We start from the raw sequence: 19,102 nt of genomic DNA, 5'->3' as shown, positions 1-19,102 counted from the left end.
TCCCCACCCCGCCCGGGACGTCCGGCACCCGCGCGGGGGTCAGGCCGAGCGGCGGGTGGGCCGGGAGCTGACGACCTCGTCGGCCGCCGTGTCCGCCTTCTCCTTCCGGCTCCGGCTCGGCTGGCCCTTCCGGGCCCCGGCCCGGGCGGAGCCAGCCCCGGCCCGGGCGGAGCCAGCCTCGGCCGGGGCCGCCTGCGCGGAGCCGGAGCTCTGGCCGTCACGGCCGGTCCGGGCCACCTCGATGCTTGCTCGCAGCGCCGCCATCAGGTCACCGGCCGCGTCGACGCCGGGCTGCTCGGAGGGAGGTGCGACGACGTCCCGGCCGGCGATCTTGGCGTCGATCACGGCCTGGAGCGCCTCGCGGTACCCGTCGCGGAACTTCGTGGGGTCGAAGTCGGCGGCGAGGGTGTCGATCAGTGAGCTCGCCATCGCCAGCTCCTGCGGCCGGACGTCCACCTGCTCGTCGAGGACGTCGAACTCGGGCTCGCGGACCTCGTCCGGCCACAGCATTGTTTCCAGGACGAAGACGTCGTCGCGGACCCGCAGCGTCGCGAGCTGCTCGCGCTGGCGCAGCGCGATCTTGACCAGTGCGACCCGCCCCGAGCCGGCGAGCGCGTCGCGCAGCAGGACGTACGGCTTGAGGCCGGTGCGGTCCGGCTCGAGGTAGTAGCTCTTCGCGAAGTAGATCGGATCGACCTGCTCGAGGGGGACGAACCCCAGCACGTTGATCGAGCGGGACGTCGTCAGCGGCAGGTTCGTGAAGTCGTCGTCGGTGAGGACGACCATCTCCCCGTCGGGGAGCTCGTAGCCTTTCGCGATGTCGGCGTAGGCGACCTCTTCGCCGTCGGTCGCGGCGACCCGCCGGTACCTGACCCGAGCGCCGTCCGAACGCCTGACCTGGTGGAACGAGACGTCACGCTCCTGTGCCGCGGGGTAGAGCCGGATCGGGATCGACACCAGACCGAAAGAGATCACACCCTTCCAAATCGAACGCATGTTCACCCCTCACGTCGACTCAACTCAATAGTGACCCACCAGAAGCCCACTGGGAAGCCACGCGGACGAAACGTCACCAGCGGCCCCGCCGACGGGAATCGACGCGGTCGGTGGGGGTATCGGTGACACGCACCATCGGAAGACACCAACCATCGGAAGACACCGACCAGCCCAAGAGACCGACCAGCCCGAGAGACCGACCAACGCCGAGGGAGACACCCGATGAGGTCACCGACCGACCCCCCGCTGGACGTCCCGGACGCCGACGCCGCCGAGCAGTCCCGGGAGCTTCGCCCGTCGGGGACGACGCAGGCGGGGCTCGTCGAGGGCGCTCAGGGCACCCAGGCCCGCGAGGTCGACGAGTTCGACGCGGTCGAGCAGAGCATCGTGGTCGACCAGGACGACGAGGAGGAATACAGGTAGGCCCCGGTCGGAGCCGGCATCCGGGGGGCGGCCGACCATCGCGGGTACTGTTGGCCACATGTCTGCGCGGCCGCGCACCGACGGCTCGCGCCTGATCGACCTAGCGTCTGATCGACCTAGCGTCTGATCGACGATGCCGGTGACCGACGGGGAGGTACGCCGGTGACAGCCGAGCCCGCGGCGCCACAGTCGCGGCCGGGCCGAACTCCTCGGCTCCCCCGCACAGCGCGCCGCTTCCAGCTGCTTGGGGCCGCCCGCGAGGTGTTCGTCGCCCAGGGCTACCACGCGGCCGCGATGGACGAGATCGCCGAGCGGGCCGGGGTGAGCAAGCCGGTGCTCTACCAGCACTTCCCCGGCAAGCTCGACCTCTATCTCGCGCTGCTCGACGAGCACTCCGAGAAGCTGGTCTCGGCCGTGCGCGCGGCGCTCGCCTCGACCACGGACAACCACATCCGGATCGAACGCTCGATCCGGGCCTACTTCGACTTCGTCGCCGACCCCAGCGGCGCGCACCAGCTCGTCCTGGAGTCCGACCTGCGCAGCGAGCCGGCCGTCCGGCAGCGGGTGGAGAACACCTCGGCGCAGTGCGTGCGCGCGATCGCCGCCACCATCGTCGCGGACACCGGGCTCCCCCAGGAGGAGGCCGACCTGCTGGCGATGGGGCTGGTCGGGCTGGCCGAGTCGGGCGCGCGCTGGTGGCTGCTGCGCGAGGGGCGGGTGTCGAAGGAACGTGCCGTGGAGTCGCTGGTCGAGCTCGCCTGGCGTGGCATCGCCGGCTACCCACAGCAGCCCGCCACCGAGGCGCCCTGACCCGGCCGCCGGCGCGGACGTGTGCCGGCAGCGAACAGCGCTCCACAGCACCCGAACGACGGCCCGCAGGCCATAGTGTGGGCGCTGATCGTCCGTCGGCGGCGGTGGTCGTCGCGGAGAAGTGCCCCTGGAAACTCGACCACGCGGAGGTTATCGAGTGGAGGTCAAGATCGGGATCAAGCACGTCGGTCGTGAGCTGGTACTGGAGAGCACCCAGTCACCGGACACGGTCGCCGCGCTGATCAGCGAGGCGGTCGACGGCAAGACCGGACTTCTCACCCTCGTGGACGAGAAGGGGCGTCGGGTCGTCGTACCCGTCGACGCGCTCGCCTACGTCGAGATCGCGGAGTCCGAATCGCGTCGGGTCGGCTTCGGCACCGCCTGACAGACCAGCAGACCGGCGCGGCGTCGGCCCCTCGAGGTGAGATGTGCCCTCACCGTCACACCTCACCTCGACGGCCGGCGTCCGCATCCGGGCGGCCCCATCCCGGCAGCCCGGTCAGGTCCCCGCTCCCGCGTTGGTCAGGTCTCCCCTAGGCGGAGAGGCCGAGCGCCGACATCCGCCGGCCGTGCGCGGCCATGATGCGGTTGAAGATGCCGGCGATCTCCTGCAGGTCCCCGACGCCGGCGAGCAGGCCGGTCAGCGCGTCCCGGTCCACCGCGACCCGCTGGGCCTGTGTCAGCGCCTCCCCCACCAGCCGGCGCGCCCACAGCGCGAGCCGGCCCGCCACCACCGGGTTGGTCGCGATGGCGGCCCGCACCCGCTCGACGGCGAACGCCGCGTGGCCGGTGTCGGCGAGCACGCTGAGCACCAGGGCACGCGCCTGCGGAGCGAGCCGGCCGGCGATCTCCCGGTAGAAGTCCGCCGCGATGTTGTCTCCCACGTACGCCTTGACCAGGCTCTCCAGCCAGTCCGACGGCGCGGTCAGGTTGTGGAACGCGGTCAGCGCCGGCACGAACGGCCCCATGGCCTGCTCCAGGTCGACCCCGAGCCGGGTCAGCTCGCGCTCGATGGCCTCGAAGTGCGCGAACTCGGCCGCGGCCATCCGGCCGAGCGCGATCTTGTCCGCGAGCGTGGGGGACATACGGGCGTCCGTCGCCATCCGCTCGAAGGCGGTCAGCTCGCCGTACGCGAGCAGGCCGAGCAGGTCGACGAGCGCCGGGTCGGCGGTGCCGGGCACGGCGAGCGCGGGGTCCGCGGCGACCGGCGCGCCGGTCGCCTCAGTTGCGTCGGTCACATCGGTCGCATCGATCGCCCCGTTCACATCAGCGGGAAGGGTTCCGGTCCGGGTCTGCGAGGTCTGCGCCACAGCGCGATTCTGGCACCCCGCGGCCCGCGCACCGCGGCGCGAGCCCGGCCCGGCGCTTGGTGCCACGGCTCGGCAACCGCACCCCAACAGCGTCGAGCGCCCTGGTAGCGGCTCCGGCGGCGGCCCGGAGTGCGGCCCGCGCGACGGCGCCGCCCGGTGCCCGCGCAGGGCGGCGCCGGCACCTGTGAGCCCCTCGACGAACCCCTTGGACGTCAGCGTTCGCGGAGGCTGTGGGCGAGAACGTTGCAATATCACACCCGCTCGGGGCGAGACACGGGTTATCCTGGGGCTAGCCGGTGGTCATCACACCACCCAGCCATCAGGCCGCTGATCGACTGGCGCCGCCCCGACACCGGGCCGCAGGCGCCGCGCGGCACATCGCGAGCGGGTTCAGCGTAGGACACCGCTCAGAGCAGACCAGGAGCGTCCCGCTGTCCGTCACAAGCACACAAACGCCCGACAACGAACCCATCAGCGACGGCTCTGACACCGCGAGCCCGGCCGAGACCCCGAGTTTGGCCGACACCCCGCGTCTGGCCCCCACCTTCGCCGAGATCGGCGTGCGGGCCGAGACAGTCGCCGCCCTGGCGGAGGTCGGCATCATCCGGCCGTTCGCCATCCAGGAGCTCACCCTCCCCCTCGCTCTCGAGCGCACCGACATCATCGGGCAGGCGCGGACGGGTACCGGCAAGACCCTCGCCTTCGGCATCCCCATCGTCCAGGTCGTCACGGCGCCGGACGAGGGCGCGGACGGCCGCCCGCAGGCGCTCGTCGTCGTCCCCACCCGTGAGCTGTGCGTGCAGGTCACCGCGGACATCGCCCGCGCCGGCCTCGGCCGCGGGCTGCGCGTGCTGTCGGTGTACGGCGGCCGCGCCTACGAACCCCAGCTCAGCGCGCTGCGCGCCGGCGTCGACATCGTCGTCGGCACGCCCGGGCGCCTGCTCGACCTCGCCCGTCAGAAGGCGCTCGACCTCGCGGGCGTGCGCGCCCTCGTGCTCGACGAGGCAGACGAGATGCTCGACCTCGGCTTCCTGCCCGACGTCGAGCGCATCCTCGCGTTCCTGCCGGAGCAGCGGCACACGATGCTGTTCTCCGCGACGATGCCCGGGCCCGTCATCTCGCTCGCCCGCAGGTTCATGACCCGTCCGGTGCACGTCCGCGCGGAGCAGCCCGACGAGGGCCGCACCGTCCCGAACACGCAGCAGCACGTCTTCCGTGCGCACGCGCTGGACAAGATGGAGGTGCTCGCGCGCGTCCTGCAGGCGGAGAGCCGCGGGCTGGCGATGGTGTTCGTCCGCACCCGGCGCACCGCCGACAAGGTCGCCGAGGACCTGGCCCGCCGTGGCTTCGCCGCGGCGCCGGTGCACGGCGACCTCGGCCAGGGCCAGCGTGAGCAGGCGCTGCGCGCGTTCCGCGCCGGCAAGGTGGACGTCCTCGTCGCCACCGATGTCGCCGCGCGCGGCATCGACGTCGGCGGCGTCACCCACGTCGTGAACTATCAGTGCCCCGAGGACGAGCACGCCTACCTGCACCGAATCGGCCGTACCGGCCGGGCCGGCGGCAGCGGTGTCGCGGTCACCTTCGTCGACTGGGACGACCTGCCCCGGTGGACGCTGGTCAACCGGGCGCTGGCGCTCCCGTTCGAGGAGCCGCTGGAGACCTACTCCACCTCGGAGCACCTGTTCGAACTGCTGGCCATCCCGGCCGGGGTGAAGGGCACGCTGCCGCACTCGGCGCGGACCCGGGCCGGCCTGGCCGCCGAGGAGATCGAGGACCTCGGTGAGAAGGGCCGCGGCACCCGCCGCCGCACCCGCGAGCGGGAGGACGAGCGTCCCGCCCGCCCGGCCCGCGCCCGGGTCCGGCAGCGCACCCGGGGTGCCGGGGCGGCCGCGGCTGCCACCGGCCTCACCGTCGCCGACGACTCGCAGGCCGACGGCCCGGCGCTCGACGGCCAGGCCGGCCTCGACGACGGCCTCACCGGCACTGTGGACGTACCCGTCGCGCCGGTCCGCGCCATCAGTGGCGACACGGCCCGCGGCGACGCCGTCCTGAGCGAGTCCGACGAGGACACCGCCACCGACCCGACAGCCGAGCCCGCCCGACGCCGGCGGCGTAGGCGCGGCGGCCGGGGGCGCGGCACGGGCACCGTGCGCGACACCGACGTGGAGTCGATGGACGACGACGCGGCCGGTCCCGGCGCCGACCACACTCCCCGGGCCGAGTCGGCCTGACCCGCCAGCCCGCCAGGGCCCGCGCGGCATGCTTCGGCGTGCCGCGCGCTGGTCACGGGTGGGACCGCAGTGTGAGCCGCACCCAGCTCGGCCGCCCGCAGGCGGGGCAGCGCAGCAGCGACGGGTGCCCTAGCGGCAGCGGGAGATGCACACTCGGCATCAGCACCCACAGCGCCCGCCGCAGGCCGATCGTGCTCGTCCGGCCGCAGCGGGAGCAGGTGACCGCGAGGCTCGTGCCGCGCGGGCCGGGCGGGCCGGGCGGGCGCACCCCGCTGTAAAGGGCCCGCTTGCCGTGCGCGTCCCGGCCGATCGCCGTCGTCGGCCGGCCGGAGGAGCCGGGGCCGCCGACCGGCGCCGGCCCGGACGGCCGGCCACCCGCCGGCTCCGGCCCGGCCAGTCCGGAGGCGCTGCGCAGGCCGCTTTTCGCCGTCCCACGGTGGCGGAGCCGGTCGAAGCCCGCAGACGCGCCCGCGCTCACACCGCCGCGCCCGAGACGGCGGTGTCCGGCCCGACGGCAGCAGAAGCGGCGGGAGCGGCGGGAGGTACCGGCACGCCCGCGATCGCCCGGGCGTGCGTGCGGTACGCCTCCGCTCCCTTGGAACGGCCGGCGGTGGTGAGAATCGACCGCCCCAGGCCCGGCGCCTCGGCGAACCGCACCGACCGCACCACCGGCGGCTCGAGGATCTTCACCTCGTAGCGGGAGGCGACGTCCACGACCACGGCCCGGCTGTGCGCCGTGCGCCCGTCGAACAGCGTGGGCAGGACCCCGCGAACCCGCAGCCGCGGGTTCGTCAGCCGCTGAACGTCCGCGACGGTGTCGAGGAGCTGACCGACCCCGCGGTGCGAGAGCGTCTCGCACTGCATCGGGATGACGACCTCGTCCGCCGCGGTCAGGCCGTTGATGGTCAGCACGCCGAGCGAGGGCGGGCAGTCGACGAGCACGAAGTCGTACCCGGCGGCGATCTCGACGAGGGCCAGCCGCAGCGCGTGCTCGCGCCCGGTGCGCGAGGGCAGGATGGCCTCGCAGCCGGCGAGTTCGATGGTGGCGGGCAGCAGGTCGCTGCCGTCAGGGGTGGACCGGATCACGATGCCCGCGGGCAGCCGTCCGAGCAGCACGTCGTGGACGGACAGCTCGAGGGAGTCCGGGTCGAGCCCGAGGGAGAACGTCAGGCAGGCCTGCGGGTCCAGGTCGACGAGCAGGACGCGGCGGCCGAGCTCGCACAGCGCGGCGCCGAGGCTGGCCACCGAGGTCGTCTTGGCGACGCCACCCTTCTGGTTGGCGACAGCGAGAACCCGGGCCACACCGAGCAGTGTGCCTACTTTGCCCGGCTGATCACAACACCCTGCGTGACCGAGTCGCGCGCCGGCGGTGACCTCCGGGGCGAACCCCCGCAAGCGGGCGGCATTTTCGCCCACCGAAGCCGACATGTCCGCCAGCCGGCGGTGCCCGGGCCGTGTTCTGGGCGTGTCGCGCGGGCAGGGCGTACCCGGGGCGAGGCGGACCCGCGTTGTACCGCGCGCGGCCGCCCGACCAGCCGGACCATGGACCGGATACGCCGGGCACCAGTGCGGCCGCGCCGACCAGAAGGAGTCACCTGAATGCTCGAGGCCGCCGGTTACCTGCTCGTGGCCGTCCTGCTGATCGCCGGTAACGCGCTCTTCGTCGCCGCCGAATTCGCGCTCGTCGCCGTCGAGCCGCACCAGGTCGAGGAGGCGGCGAACACGGGCGACCGCCGCGCCGGAATCGTCCTGCGGGCGGTGCGCTCGCTGTCGTTCCAGCTCTCGGGCGCGCAGCTCGGCATCACGGTGACCTCGCTGGTCGTGGGCTACATCGCCGAGCCCGCCGTCGCCACGCTGCTCGAACCGCTACTGGACGTCGCCCACATCCCTCCGTCGCCGCGCGAGGTCACCGCGATCGTGCTGGGGCTGGTAGTGGCCACCGTGACGCAGATGGTCTTCGGTGAGCTCGTCCCGAAGAACTGGGCGATCTCCGAGCCGGTGCGGGTCGCCCGGGCGGTCGCGCCGGCACAGGTCATGTTCTCGCGGGTGTTCCGGCCGCTGATCACCGTCCTGAACGGTTCGGCGAACGCCCTGCTGCGGGCGATGGGTGTGGAGCCCCAGGACGAGCTGCGCAGCGGCCGGTCGTCGGACGAACTGAGCTCGATCGTGGCGTCCTCGGCCGAGCACGGCACCCTGCCCGTCACCACCGCGGCCCTGCTGAGCAGGTCGCTGCGCTTCGGCGACCGGCGGGCGTCCGACGTGATGACCCCGCGGGTGCGGACGGTCTTCGCCGGGGCGGGCACCTCGCTGGCGGAACTGCTGCGCCTCGCCGAGCACACCGGGCACTCGCGCTTCCCCGTCCTGCGCGAGGACGACGAGATCGGCGAGGACGGGTACGACGTGGTCGGCGTCGTCCACGTCAAGGACGCGTTCGGAGTCCCGGCGCCGGAGCGGGCGCGGCGGACGGTGCCGGAGATCATGGTCGAGCCGCTGCTGGTGCCCGCGTCGCTGCACTGCGAGGTCCTGCTGCGCCGGCTGCGGCGCGGCGGCCTCCAGCTCGCCGTCGTCATCGACGAGTACGGCGGCACGGACGGCATCGTGACGATGGAGGACCTCGTCGAGGAGCTCGTCGGCGACGTCGACGACGAGCACGACCGCCCGGCACCACCCGATGTGGTGGCCCTCGGCGCCGGCCAGTGGATGTTGTCCGGGCTGCTCCGCCTCGACGAGGTAAGCGAGGCGACCGGAGCCCGCCTGCCCGCCGGCCCCTACGAGACAATCGGCGGGCTCGTCCTGGCCCGCCTCGGCCGGTTGGGAAGGCCATGTGACGTCGTCCAGGTCGAGGGCCATGAGCTCGTTGTGGCCTCGGTCGACGGCCACCGGATCGACCGGGTACGCCTCAGCCCCACGGAAGCCACGGACGGGACACCCGCCCGGGCGGACGCACCCGGGCATGCTGGTACGTCCGGGCATGCTGGTACGTCCGAGCGGGCGGGCGACCGATGAACCTGCTGGCTGTTCTCGCCGGCGTGCTGCTGCTCGCCGGGAACGCGTTCTTCGTCGGCGCCGAGTTCGCGCTGATCTCGGCCCGCCGCGACCGGGTCGAGCCGATGGTGGAGGACGGCGACAAGCGGGCGGCGGCCGTCCTGTCGCACATGGAGCACCTCTCCCCCATGCTCGCCGCCACCCAGCTCGGCATCACCGTGTGCTCGCTGGCCCTGGGCGCGGTCGCCGAGCCGGCGGTCGCCCACCTCCTCGAGACCGGGCTCGAGGCGGCGAACGTCCCCGTCGGCGCCCAGCACGCCATCGCCTTCGTGATCGCGCTGTGCATCGTGGTGTCGCTGCACATGGTGCTGGGCGAGATGGTCCCGAAGAACCTCTCGATCGCCGGCCCGGAGCGCGCGGCACTCTGGCTGGGCCCGCCGCTGTTCGCGTTCGCCCGGTTCACCCGGCCGTTCATCGCCTTCCTGAACCACTTCGCGAACGCGGTGCTGCGGCTGCTGCGGGTCACCCCGTCGGACGAGCTGGCCTCCGCCTACACCCCGGAGGAACTGGGGGCGCTGATCGGGCAGTCCCGACAGGAGGGCCTGCTGCCCGCCGGTGAACACGAGCTGCTCACGCACGCGCTCGAACTGTCCGGACGGACCGTCCGCTCAGTGATGATCCCGCTGCCGGAGATCGCCACCGTGCCGTGGACGGTCACCGCCGCCCAGCTGGAGGAGGCCGTGGCCGAAACGGGCTACTCCCGGTTCCCCGTCCGCGCCCCGGGCCAGGACGCCGGTGGCGAGCCAGGCCGTGGCGTGGGGCCCGTGGCGGAGCTGGCCGGCTTCCTGCACGCCAAGGACGTCCTCGGTGTTCCCGAGCAGGAGCGCGACGAGCCGCTGCCGCACCGCCGGCTGCGCCGGATGGCCGAGATCGGGGTCGACCTGCACTTGGACGAGGCGCTCCGCCTCATGCAGCGCACCAACAGCCACCTGGGCCGGGCGGTGGACGCAACCGGCACCACCCTGGGCGTCGTCGCCATGGAGGACGTCGTCGAGGAGTTCGTCGGCGAGGTGGAGGACGCGAGCCATCGCGAGACGGCCGACCCCCGACCATGAACGGTCGGTCCCGCGGGAACGCGGAGCGCCGGGGGCGCGGCCGCGCCCCCACGGGACCGAGCGGCGGGACGAGCGGTCAGCCGGCAGCCGGCGCGGCGGTCTGGATGACCTCGAACGACCAGAGCGTGGCGCCGGACGCGGCCGGCCCACCCGGAGCACCGTGCCCACCCGGGGCGCCGTGGCCGGCGGGAGCACCATGGCCGGCGGGAGCGGCACCCGAACCGCCGGGCTGGCCGCCGGGGTGGCCCTGGCCGGACGACGCCTCCACCCCGGCCGCCCGGTGGCCCTCACTGAACGCCATCGAGGACTGCCACTTCTGGAAGTCCTCCTCGCTGCGCCACCGGGTGTAGACGAGGTAGGTGTCGGTTCCCTCGAGCGGGCGCAGGAGCTCGAACCACTCGAACCCGTCCGCCTTCTCGACCATCCCGGCCCGCCCGGCGAACCGCGACTCCAGGGTCTCCCGCATCGCCGGGGGGACCGTGAGGACATTGATCTTCACGACGCTCATGACCGTCACGGTAGTGCGCCGTGCCGCGCCGTGACACGGTCGATCCCCACGTGTGGCGCATGGCCGCGGCCGGGGCCGGGGCCTCGGCACCATCCCCCACCCGGACGGGTACTACAGTCGGCGAGCGTGTCCCGACTTCCCCGGCTGGCCGTGGTCATCGACGCCGGTTCCGGTCCCGGCGCACCGCCCCCCGGTGCCGGCACAGCCGCGCTCATCGCCCTGGTGGACGGCGGACTGGACGGCATCGGCGTGATCGCGGGTGACCCGTCCTCCCCGCCGGCCCGGGAGGCCGCCCGCACGCTCGGCGAGTTCGGCATGGCCGACCGCCTCACCATCGTCCCCGGCCCACTGGTGCTACGCACCGGCCCGGACGGCGGTCGCCCGTTCGCACTGGACATTCCCGACCCAGCCGGTGTTGGCCTGGCTGGTGTCGGCCTGGGGCTCGCCCGCCAGGACGCGGTCGTGTTCGTCGGCGCTCCGCCGCCGGCCGTCCCGCCGGCAGGCGATGAAGGCGAGCCGGGCCAGGTGAGCGCCCCGCGGTCCTGGAGTGAGGAGTACTTCTTCGCCGGGGTGTTCCACCAGGAGGTGGAGGGGCTGTACCGGGTCTCGGCCGAACCTGAGCTGGCCGCCGCGCAGGGCCGCTGGATCGGTGAGTACCTGCGCGGGCGCTACCTGCTGCCCTCCCGCCCGGCGATGGTGAGCGCGTCGGGACGGTCCGCCGGCGGACCGCCGGCGGACCGCGCCGGACAGTTGCGCCGCCGTCTGTACCTGCGCGCGCTCACCCGGGAGGTGCGCCGGGGACACGCCCGCGCCGCGTCCGCCGGCTACCCGCTGCCGGTGCCAGCCCACCGGGACTAACGCGGACCAGTGCCACACCTGCGAGGGGTCGGAGTGGCACGGGCTTGATCCGTGTTACGGGTGGGCCGCCCGGGTGCGCTCGAGCAGTCGCAGGCGGTCCGTCGCCGCCCGCAGCGTCTCCAGCCGCTTCGGGAAACCGAACCGGACGATGTGCCGACCGTCGGCCGGATCGGCGTAGAAGGACGATCCCGGGACGGCTGCGACCCCGAGCTCGCTCACCAGCCGCCGCGCGAAGGCGACGTCGTCGCCGGCCGGATCCAGGTCGGTGGTGTCGCACATCACGTAGTAGGCGCCGTCCGGTGGACGGAGGGCGAACCCGGTGTTCTCCAGCGCGCCGCACAGGAGGTCACGGCGCACCCGGTACTCCTGCGCGAGCCCGGCGTAGTACTCGGGCGGCAGTCCCATCGCGGCGACGCCGGCGGCCTGCAGCGGCGCGGCGGCGCCGACGGTGAGGAAGTCGTGCACCTTGCGGATCGCCTCGGTGTAGGGAGCGGGGGCGACGGTCCACCCGACCCTCCAGCCGGTGACCGCGTACGTCTTCGACAGCGCGTTCACGGTGACCGTGCGGTCCTCCAGGCCCGGGACGGTCGCCGGCGGGATGTGCCCGCCCGGCCCCAGGTAGTGGATGTGTTCGTAGATCTCGTCGGTGAACACCAGGATGTCGTGCCGCTGGCAGAGCTCCGCGATGAGGGCGAGCTCGTCGGCGCTGAACACCTTGCCGGTCGGGTTGTGCGGGGTGTTGACGACGATCGCGCGGGTCCGGTCCGAGCAGGCCGCGCGCAGCTCCGCCGGGTCGATGGACCAGTCCGGGCCGTGCAGGCGTACCAGGCGGGGGACCGCGCCGGACAGGATCGAGTCGGGGCCGTAGTTCTCGTAGAACGGCTCGAAGAACACGACCTCCTCGCCGGGGTCGACCAGCGCCAGCATCGCGGCGATCATCGCCTCGGTGGAGCCGCAGGTCACGCAGATCTCGGTGTCCGGGTCGACGGTCCAGCCGGGATAGGTGCGGCCGATCTTCGCGGCGATCGCGGCCCGGAAGTCGGCCGCTCCCCAGGTGATCGCGTACTGGTTGACGTCGGCGTCGATGGCCGCCTTCGCGGCTTCCTTCAGCTCGGTCGGGCAGGCGAAGTCCGGGAAGCCCTGCGCCAGGTTCACCGCCCCGTGCCGCAGCGCGAGCCTGGTCATGTCCCGGATCACGGACTCGGTGAAGGTCTGCGCCCTCCCCGAGATCCGCATCGCCGGGCCGGACGCCCCGGCGGTCACGTCCCGCTCGCGGCCCACCCGCGGCGGCTGGTCTGTCGTCTCCTCGGCCACGGACACATGATGGCGCGCGGCCTCAGCGCGCAGCGCCCTCGGCCACGCCACGCAGCGCTGAGGCCGCAGCCGCCTGCGCCGGCCAGCTGGCCTGGCCGACGGGCGGCGGCACAGACGGCGACACAAGCGACGTCGCCCCGGTCCCCACCCCCCTTCCCGCCCCTGCCGCGGCCATGGCCGCGGCCGCCGCGGGGAAGAAGGCCGCGCCGAGCGGGAACGCCGGGTCGGACAGGATTGCCGGGTCGAGCGCGATGGCTGTGCCGGGCATGACAGCCGAGCCGAGCGACGCGGCCGGACCGGACGAGAAAGCCGAGCCGGACAAGAAAGCCGAGCCGGACGAGAAAGCCGGACCGGACGAGAAAGCCGGACCGGGCGGGGAACCGCCGGGGCCGGAGTGCGGGTCGGCCCCGGCCGCCCCCGGGCGCGCCGGGTCGGGCGCGGGGGCGCCGGGCGGCGGGCACACGCGGAACTCGGAGTGCCGCCGCCACACGGTGAGTTGGCACAGACCCGGCTCCACCGTCCAGGTGCGCCGGTCGAGATGGTCCTCGATGCGGACGGGCAGCCTGGTCACCGGCTCGGCGGCGCGCCAGTGACTCCAGGCGTGCGCGGCCTCCCAGCTCGCGAAGACGCCGACAAACCGGCCGTCGCCGTCGAAGACCTGGAAGCGACTGGCCTCCGCGGCGGTGCCACCGACGCCGGCGTGAGCGCCTCCCGCGGTCCCACCAGCGTGGATCTCCTCCCGGGCAGGGCCGCCGTGGCCGCCCGCGAACGCGGCTCCGGCCGGAGCCGGACCGTTCGGGCTCGCGGCGCGCGAGCTCGGATCACCCACCATCACGATCACCCCGTCCGATGGTTCGCCACCCGCCACGATCATCGGCGAGCCCGACACCCAAAGCAAGATACCGGACACTTAGTGTCAGACAGGGACGCGAGCGCCGCACATGCATTCACGATGATTGTGCATCCATTGTTCCCGCCCTCCGTCCACTTATGCTGAGATCATGACGCTCAGGCTACATTGCCACGCGAAAAGTTATATTTAGCGAACTACTTTAGTGAATACAAGCGCCACGTAGTGGTCCGGCCGCGAAAGCAGGCATCCTGCCCCGCGCGCACGCCGCCGGCCGAACGGTTCGGTGAACAGGCGGTCACAACGCGGACAGTGACCGCGAACGGTAACCGCGCGCGGCGACGACGCGCACCGCACCCACGCAAACAGTGACAGAGAGGCACCATGTCCGAGCACACCAGCGGGGGAAGCCCCACAGTGCGCCGTCGGCGGCTCGGCGCCGAGCTCCGCCGACTTCGGGAACAGGCCGGCCTGTCGGCGGACGACGCCGCGCGCCATCTCGAATGCTCGCCCTCGAAGATCAGCCGGGTCGAGACCGGGCGGACACCCGCTCGCCTTCGCGATGTGCGCGACCTGCTTGACCTGTACAAGCTGCAGGACACGCCCCGGCGGCAGGCGCTGCTCGACCTGGTGCGCCAGTCGAAGGAACAGGGGTGGTGGCAGTCCTTCGGCGACGCGGTGCCGGAGTGGCTGGAGACCCTGATCGGCCTCGAGGGGGACGCGCAGGCCATCCTCACCTACGAGTCGGCACTCGTCCCCGGCCTGCTGCAGACCGAGGAGTACACCCGGGCACTGGCCATGGACTTCGACCGTGACGGMTCGCCGTCCGAGGCCGAGCGGACGGTCGCACTCAAGCGGGAGCGCCAGAAGCGGCTGAGCCAGAGCGGCTGGCCGCAGGTCCGGGTGATCCTCGACGAGGCGGTGCTGCGCCGGCCGGTCGGCGGGCCTGACGTGCTGCGCGGCCAGTTGGAGCACCTGCTGGCCGAGGCGGACCGCGGCCGGGTCACCATCCAGGTGATCCCTTTCGAAGCCGGCGGCTACCAGGCTCAGGGCTTTCCGTTCACCCTCTTCGAGTTCCCGGACGCCCGAGACCAACCCGTGGTCTATCTCGAAGAACTTGCCGGCGCGATGTACTTGGAAAAGGCGCACGAGGTTCAGCGCTATAAGGTCGCCTTCGAGAAACTGCGGGCCTGCGCTCTCGGTCCTGACGAGGCAGGCGCCATGATCATGCGCATAGTCGAGAAGGTGAAACAGGAGTGAAGGCTTACACGGGCGGCATCGCTGCAGGCGACGTCGAGACCCTCCATTGGCGGACCAGCAGCTACAGCCAGCCGCGTGGCAACTGTGTCGAATGGGCGCCCGGAACCGGCTCGGCATACGTACGCGACTCCAAGGACCGCGCCGGCGGAACACTGGAGTTCTCCGAGCAGTCCTGGTCGTCGTTCGTCAGCGCTGTCCGCACCGGAACGCTGAACTGACCGCACGGACATCCCACGGGGTCGCCGCGCGGTGATCCCGGATTCGGTCGGAGGGACCGGCACCAATCTGTCCGGTTGGCGCCGGTCCCTCCTGCTGTTCAAAGGACAGGCCCTGAGTCAGGCAGGCCCTGAGTTCAGACAGGCCCAGTGTCAGGACGTCAGATCGAACTCGCCGTCGGTGAGCCCCGCGGTGAAGGCGCCCCACTCGTCGTCGGTGAACAGCAGGACGGGCCCGACCGGCTGGTCGGAGTCCCGCATGGCCATGCCGCCGGGGATCCTCGCCACCTCCACCCGGTTGGCCTCGCCGCCGTCGGCCTGGGCGGAGCGCCACGAGGCGGTGGCGAGATCGTGCTCGGAGAGGGCTAGTTTGCGCGGCACCATTACGGCTCCCGAACTGGTCAGAGCGGATGGGACGCACGGCCGTCAGGGCAGGCGACAGCACTGCCCCAGCCGCGCCACCCCCATCGGAAGCTTAGAAGCCACAGCCCCGGGCCAGCACTCAGAGACTACGGCGAGTCACCAAGATTGCAGCAAACTGCCAGCCTCCGGCCTGCCCTACTCGGCCAACGCCGCCCAGGGCTCCCGGTCAGGTGAGACCGCCCGCCCCTGCGGGCAGTGCCGCCGGAAGTCACACCAGGAGCACAGCGGCCCGGGGCTGGGTGGGAAGGCGGTGTCCCCGTCCGCGCCGGCGCGCAGCCGTTCGGTCGCCTCGGCCGCGTCCCGCGCGACGGACTCGGCGCGCCGCACGTGCCGGGCCGTCGACTCCTCGGTGTGCTCGGCGACGGCGACCGTTCCGGTCGGGAGATGGTGCAGCTCGACCCGCCGGCACGGCCGGCGCAGCATCCGCCCCGCGGCCAGGGCGTAGAGGGCCAGGGCCGAGGACCCGCGCGCGTCATCGTCCGTCGGCGCCCGCCGCCCGGTCTTGTAGTCGACCACAACGAGCTCACCGCCGCGCTCGTCCAGGCGGTCGACCCGGCCATGGAAGGCCAGCATGTCTGTCCGGGTGGCTACCTGGCGTTCCACCGCCCGGGGCTCCGCAGCCGGGTCGATACCGGCGGTGTAGGCCTCGACCATCCCCGCGGCCCGCTCCCGCCAGGCCGCGGACTGCGCACCGTCGCGAAAGCCGTCCTCGACCCAGCTGGTGCGCAGCAGCGTCCCGGCCCGCTCGGGGGTGCGCGCCGGCAGGGGGACGTCCCACCAGCGGTGCAGCGCGTTGTGCACGCTGACGCCGACCGAGGTGTGCGCCCACGGCGGCCCCTTCGGCGGCGCCGGCCGGTCAAGGTAGGTCATCCGGTACCGGCGCGGGCAGTCCTCGAAACTCGCCAGACGTGACGGGGTGCAGGAGAACAAGCGGCGGGGCATCTCGGCCAGCTCCATCTGGTCCATTCGGCGATCATCTCACCGCGCCGGCTCACGCCTGGCCTCACATCCGCCCGTTCTGGACTCCGCGGCCCCCGCGGTGGCATGCTCGACACATGGAGTGCGGTGGGCCACACGTGCGCACGGCTCAGCTGGCGAGGGTCGCCCGGCTGGCCGGGGTCGCGCGGCCGTGTCTCGGCCTGGTCGGCCTTCTTCCACCGCGACCCTTTTACGGGGGCCGGGTTCGGTCCCCGCTCGGCCGCTGATCCCACGCGGCTCCGCGCCAGACCACAGCCCGGCAACACCCGGGCCCCTAGTGGCGCGGGCTGCCGGGCCCGACCGAAGGGCCCACCTGTGACGAACGCCGTCGACGCCGCTTCCGGCTCCGCCGCTTCCAGCTCGGCCGCCGCACCCGCTGACGCCCAGGCCGCCATCCCCCAACCCGGCACCGACCCGTCCGCGCCGCTGACGATCGCCTCCATCGACGAGGGACGTCAGCTGATCGACGACATCGACGCCAAGCTGCGGGCGCTCGTGGCGGCCCGCAAGGAGCTGTCCCGGCAGGTCCAGGCGCTGCGCGCCGAGGAGGGCGGGCCGCGCATCCAGCACGGACGGGAGAACGAGATCATCGCCAGCTGGGCGGACGGCCTCGGCCCCCGCGGCGTCGAGATCGCCGTCGCCGTGCTGACCCTCTGCCGCGGCAACCTCCCCTAGCCTCCGGGCGGCGGGTCACCGCCGGGCGGTCGGGCTGGCGGGCTCAAGTGGTTGGCGCCGGCAGGCCCGACCGCTCCGTTCGGCACGGTGCCCAGGTCCTCGCGCCGGCGCCGGCGGTCCCGCCTGTCCCGCCGGCCGCTGTCGGCGCGGGTGCCGTCGAGGTCCGCGAGCAGCATCTTCAGCTCGGCCCGGAGGAAGTCCCGGGTGGCGAGGTCGCCGATGGAGACCCGCATCGCGGCCAGCTCGCGGGCCAGGTACTCCGTGTCGTCCTGGATGCGCACCGAGGCCTCGCGGTCCTGCGCGAGGTTCGCGCGGTCCCGGTCGTCCTGCCGGTTCTGCGCCAGCAGGATCAGCGGCGCGGCGTACGCGGCCTGCAACGACAGCGCCAGCGTCAGGAAGATGAACGGGTAGTTGTCGAACCGCAGCGACGGCGGCGCCGCGAAGTTGTAGACCAGCCACAGCACGACCACGACGGTCTGCACGGCGATGAACCGCGCGGTGCCCAGGAACCGCGCGATCCGCTCGGCGGCGCGGCCGAACGCGTCCGGCTCGTAGCTCGGCCGGATGTGCGCCCGGCGCGACGCCCGCGGCTGGTCGAGCCGCTCCCCCCGACGCCGCAGCAGCCCGCTCATGTGGCCGCGGGAGCGGTACCCACCTCACCGCGCCCGCCCGGCTCCGGGTCGCCGGCCGGCGGAGCGCTCATCGCCCCCGGCGGCATCTCCTCCTCGCCGTCCGGGTTGGGCTGGCTCTCCCGCCAGTCGGACGGCAGCAGGTGGTCCAGCACGTCGTCCACGGTCACCACCCCCACCAGCCGTCCCGCGTCGTCGAGGACGGGCGCCGCCACCAGGTTGTACGAGGCCAGGTGGCGCGTCACCTCGGGCAGAGGGGTATCCGGCCGCAGCGGGGTGATGTCGACGTCGATCACCCCGCCGACCAGGGTGCTCGGGGGCTCGCGCAGCAGCCGCTGGAAGTGCGCGAGGCCCAGGTACCGCCCCGTCGGCGTCTCGTGGGGGGGGCGCACGACGTACACCTGGGCGGCCAGCGCCGGCGAGAGCTCCGGCTCGCGGACGCGGGCCAACGCCTCGGCGACGGTCGCGTTCGGGGCGAGCACCACCGGTTCGCTGGTCATCATGCCGCCCGCGGTGTCGTCCGCGTAGACGAGCAGGCGGCGCACGGGTGCCGCCTCCTCGGGTTCCATCAGGCGCAGCAGCCGCTCGGCCTCGTCGGCGGGCAGCTCCCCCAGCAGGTCGGCGGCGTCGTCGGGGCCCATCGCCTCGAGCACGTCCGCGGCGCGCTCGGCGGCGAGGCCACCGAGCAGCTCGACCTGCTCGTCCTCGGGGAGCTCCTCGAGGACGTCCGCGAGCCGCTCGTCGTCGAGCGCGGCGGCGACCTCGGCGCGGCGCTTGCGGGACAGGTCGTGCAGCAGCGAGGCGAGGTCGGCGGGCCGCAGCTTCTCGAACGCGGCGAGCAGGTTCGCCGCGCCCTGGCCCTCCTCCGGCAGCGAGAAGCCGGTCACCTCGTCCCAGCCGACGGTGCGGACCTCGCCACGCCGGCCCCGGCCGACCCGTACCGCCACCTGGTCGAGGACCCAGTCGCCGGTGCGGGTGGGCTCGATCGCCGCGTCGACGACGGTCACCTCACGGCCGGGCGGGCTCGCAGCGCCGGAATCGGCCGGGGCTCCCCCGCCGCCCGCGGCACCCTGGCCGCGGGCGGTCGAGTCGGCGTGGGGCTGCAGGAGCGTGACCCGGCGGTCGAGCAGCTCGGCGAGCACGCGCGTCTCGTTCGGCCGCTGCGCGAAGCGGCGCCAGCTCAGCCGGGCGGACGACAGCACCACCGCCCCGGACTCGACGCCCGTCACCCGGGAGATCGGCACGAAGATCGGCCGGCGCTGCACCTCGACGGCCAGCCCGAGCACGCGCGGCGGCTCGTGCCCCAGGCGCAGCGTGACGATCACATCGTGGACCCGGCCGACCTGGTCGCCGTTCGGGTCGAGCACCAGCAGCCCCGCGAGGCGACGGCAGTACACCCGGGCCGGCCCCGGCCGGGCGGTCATCGGGCGGCCTCGGCCGGGACGGCCCGGGTGGTGGTCGGCGGAACCGGGACGGAGGCAGCGCGGAGGGTCAGCGGAGCAGGAAGGGCCGGAGGGGTCAC

General features: G+C 73.4%; 21 protein-coding genes. 10 read left to right on the top strand and 11 right to left on the bottom strand.

Going from position 1 to position 19,102, the window contains the following annotated elements:
- Positions 1-39 precede the first annotated feature (39 nt).
- Positions 40-975, bottom strand: coding sequence for a non-homologous end joining protein Ku (ku, locus tag BBK14_RS01060; protein ID WP_420849110.1), 936 nt, complete (start codon positions 973-975; stop codon positions 40-42).
- Between the two features lie 243 nt (positions 976-1,218).
- Here ku and BBK14_RS01055 point away from each other — a divergent pair, with 243 nt between their 5' ends.
- From BBK14_RS01055 to BBK14_RS01045, 3 genes are all read left to right on the top strand, one after another.
- A complete protein-coding gene (locus tag BBK14_RS01055; RefSeq protein ID WP_071059346.1) occupies positions 1,219-1,419 on the top strand; it encodes a hypothetical protein in 201 nt (66 codons plus the stop codon).
- Positions 1,420-1,581: 162 nt separating this feature from the next.
- Entirely contained in the window at positions 1,582-2,229 is a 648-nt protein-coding gene (locus BBK14_RS01050; protein ID WP_071059345.1) for a TetR/AcrR family transcriptional regulator, read from the top strand.
- 157 nt (positions 2,230-2,386) lie between these two features.
- Positions 2,387-2,614 (top strand): DUF3107 domain-containing protein, encoded by a 228-nt coding sequence (locus BBK14_RS01045; RefSeq protein ID WP_020458563.1) that lies wholly within the window; start codon positions 2,387-2,389, stop codon positions 2,612-2,614.
- 148 nt (positions 2,615-2,762) lie between these two features.
- On the opposite strand, the gene BBK14_RS01040 is transcribed toward BBK14_RS01045, so the two are convergent.
- On the bottom strand, positions 2,763-3,539 hold the full coding sequence (locus BBK14_RS01040; RefSeq protein WP_083390620.1) for a ferritin-like fold-containing protein: 777 nt from the start codon (positions 3,537-3,539) through the stop codon (positions 2,763-2,765).
- Positions 3,540-4,054: 515 nt separating this feature from the next.
- On the opposite strand from BBK14_RS01040, the gene BBK14_RS01035 reads away from it, so the two are divergent.
- Positions 4,055-5,770, top strand: coding sequence for a DEAD/DEAH box helicase (locus tag BBK14_RS01035; protein WP_241831022.1), 1,716 nt, complete (start codon positions 4,055-4,057; stop codon positions 5,768-5,770).
- 52 nt (positions 5,771-5,822) lie between these two features.
- Here BBK14_RS01035 and BBK14_RS39360 read toward each other — a convergent pair whose 3' ends face one another.
- Both BBK14_RS39360 and BBK14_RS01025 read right to left on the bottom strand, forming a co-directional pair.
- Positions 5,823-6,248 carry a hypothetical protein gene (locus BBK14_RS39360; protein WP_241831021.1) on the bottom strand — a complete coding sequence of 142 codons (426 nt, stop codon included), beginning with the start codon at positions 6,246-6,248 and terminating at the stop codon, positions 5,823-5,825.
- Positions 6,245-7,072 carry a ParA family protein gene (locus BBK14_RS01025; RefSeq protein WP_071059343.1) on the bottom strand — a complete coding sequence of 276 codons (828 nt, stop codon included), beginning with the start codon at positions 7,070-7,072 and terminating at the stop codon, positions 6,245-6,247. The genes BBK14_RS39360 and BBK14_RS01025 overlap by 4 nt, the downstream gene beginning before the upstream one ends.
- 297 nt (positions 7,073-7,369) lie before the next feature.
- On the opposite strand from BBK14_RS01025, the gene BBK14_RS01020 reads away from it, so the two are divergent.
- Positions 7,370-8,776 carry a hemolysin family protein gene (locus BBK14_RS01020; RefSeq protein ID WP_071059342.1) on the top strand — a complete coding sequence of 469 codons (1,407 nt, stop codon included), beginning with the start codon at positions 7,370-7,372 and terminating at the stop codon, positions 8,774-8,776.
- On the top strand, positions 8,773-9,870 hold the full coding sequence (locus BBK14_RS01015; protein WP_071059341.1) for a hemolysin family protein: 1,098 nt from the start codon (positions 8,773-8,775) through the stop codon (positions 9,868-9,870). Before BBK14_RS01020 ends, BBK14_RS01015 begins: the two co-directional genes overlap by 4 nt.
- Positions 9,871-9,946: 76 nt before the next feature.
- Here the strand turns inward: BBK14_RS01015 and BBK14_RS01010 are convergent, their stop codons facing one another.
- Complete coding sequence (locus BBK14_RS01010; RefSeq protein WP_071059449.1) at positions 9,947-10,378, bottom strand: antibiotic biosynthesis monooxygenase family protein; 432 nt, start codon at positions 10,376-10,378, stop codon at positions 9,947-9,949.
- A gap of 126 nt (positions 10,379-10,504) precedes the next feature.
- Here BBK14_RS01010 and BBK14_RS01005 point away from each other — a divergent pair, with 126 nt between their 5' ends.
- A complete protein-coding gene (locus BBK14_RS01005) occupies positions 10,505-11,236 on the top strand; it encodes a hypothetical protein (protein WP_071059340.1) in 732 nt (243 codons plus the stop codon).
- A 54-nt stretch (positions 11,237-11,290) separates the two neighbouring features.
- Here the strand turns inward: BBK14_RS01005 and BBK14_RS01000 are convergent, their stop codons facing one another.
- Together BBK14_RS01000 and BBK14_RS38655 are read right to left on the bottom strand one after the other, a co-directional pair.
- On the bottom strand, positions 11,291-12,556 hold the full coding sequence (locus tag BBK14_RS01000; RefSeq protein ID WP_083390632.1) for a pyridoxal phosphate-dependent aminotransferase: 1,266 nt from the start codon (positions 12,554-12,556) through the stop codon (positions 11,291-11,293).
- A gap of 16 nt (positions 12,557-12,572) precedes the next feature.
- Complete coding sequence (locus BBK14_RS38655) at positions 12,573-13,448, bottom strand: hypothetical protein (RefSeq protein ID WP_198541131.1); 876 nt, start codon at positions 13,446-13,448, stop codon at positions 12,573-12,575.
- Between the two features lie 336 nt (positions 13,449-13,784).
- On the opposite strand from BBK14_RS38655, the gene BBK14_RS00990 reads away from it, so the two are divergent.
- Entirely contained in the window at positions 13,785-14,660 is an 876-nt protein-coding gene (locus tag BBK14_RS00990) for a helix-turn-helix domain-containing protein (protein WP_071059338.1), read from the top strand.
- On the top strand, positions 14,657-14,878 hold the full coding sequence (locus BBK14_RS00985) for a DUF397 domain-containing protein (RefSeq protein ID WP_020458551.1): 222 nt from the start codon (positions 14,657-14,659) through the stop codon (positions 14,876-14,878). Before BBK14_RS00990 ends, BBK14_RS00985 begins: the two co-directional genes overlap by 4 nt.
- 150 nt (positions 14,879-15,028) lie before the next feature.
- Here BBK14_RS00985 and BBK14_RS00980 read toward each other — a convergent pair whose 3' ends face one another.
- Positions 15,029-15,259: a DUF397 domain-containing protein gene (locus tag BBK14_RS00980; protein WP_071059337.1), complete on the bottom strand. Its 231-nt coding sequence runs from the start codon at positions 15,257-15,259 to the stop codon at positions 15,029-15,031.
- A gap of 174 nt (positions 15,260-15,433) precedes the next feature.
- Positions 15,434-16,264, bottom strand: a complete 831-nt coding sequence (locus BBK14_RS00975) for a RecB family exonuclease (RefSeq protein ID WP_020458549.1) — start codon at positions 16,262-16,264, stop codon at positions 15,434-15,436.
- A 327-nt stretch (positions 16,265-16,591) separates the two neighbouring features.
- Here BBK14_RS00975 and BBK14_RS00970 point away from each other — a divergent pair, with 327 nt between their 5' ends.
- On the top strand, positions 16,592-16,951 hold the full coding sequence (locus BBK14_RS00970; protein WP_071059336.1) for a chorismate mutase: 360 nt from the start codon (positions 16,592-16,594) through the stop codon (positions 16,949-16,951).
- On the opposite strand, the gene BBK14_RS00965 is transcribed toward BBK14_RS00970, so the two are convergent.
- The gene (locus tag BBK14_RS00965) at positions 16,948-17,583 is read right to left on the bottom strand and encodes a DUF1003 domain-containing protein (RefSeq protein WP_071059335.1); all 636 of its coding nucleotides are present in this window, start codon (positions 17,581-17,583) and stop codon (positions 16,948-16,950) included. The two genes, BBK14_RS00970 and BBK14_RS00965, sit on opposite strands and share 4 nt — an antisense overlap.
- Positions 17,580-19,004, bottom strand: coding sequence for a magnesium transporter MgtE N-terminal domain-containing protein (locus tag BBK14_RS00960; RefSeq protein WP_071059334.1), 1,425 nt, complete (start codon positions 19,002-19,004; stop codon positions 17,580-17,582). The genes BBK14_RS00965 and BBK14_RS00960 overlap by 4 nt, the downstream gene beginning before the upstream one ends.
- Positions 19,005-19,102: the final 98 nt, after the last annotated feature.

Source organism: Parafrankia soli (assembly GCF_001854695.1).
Taxonomy (GTDB): Bacteria; Actinomycetota; Actinomycetes; order Frankiales; family Frankiaceae; genus Parafrankia; species Parafrankia soli.
Note: the sequence above shows the minus strand (reverse complement) of the source record. Positions and strands in the feature narration are given on the sequence as shown.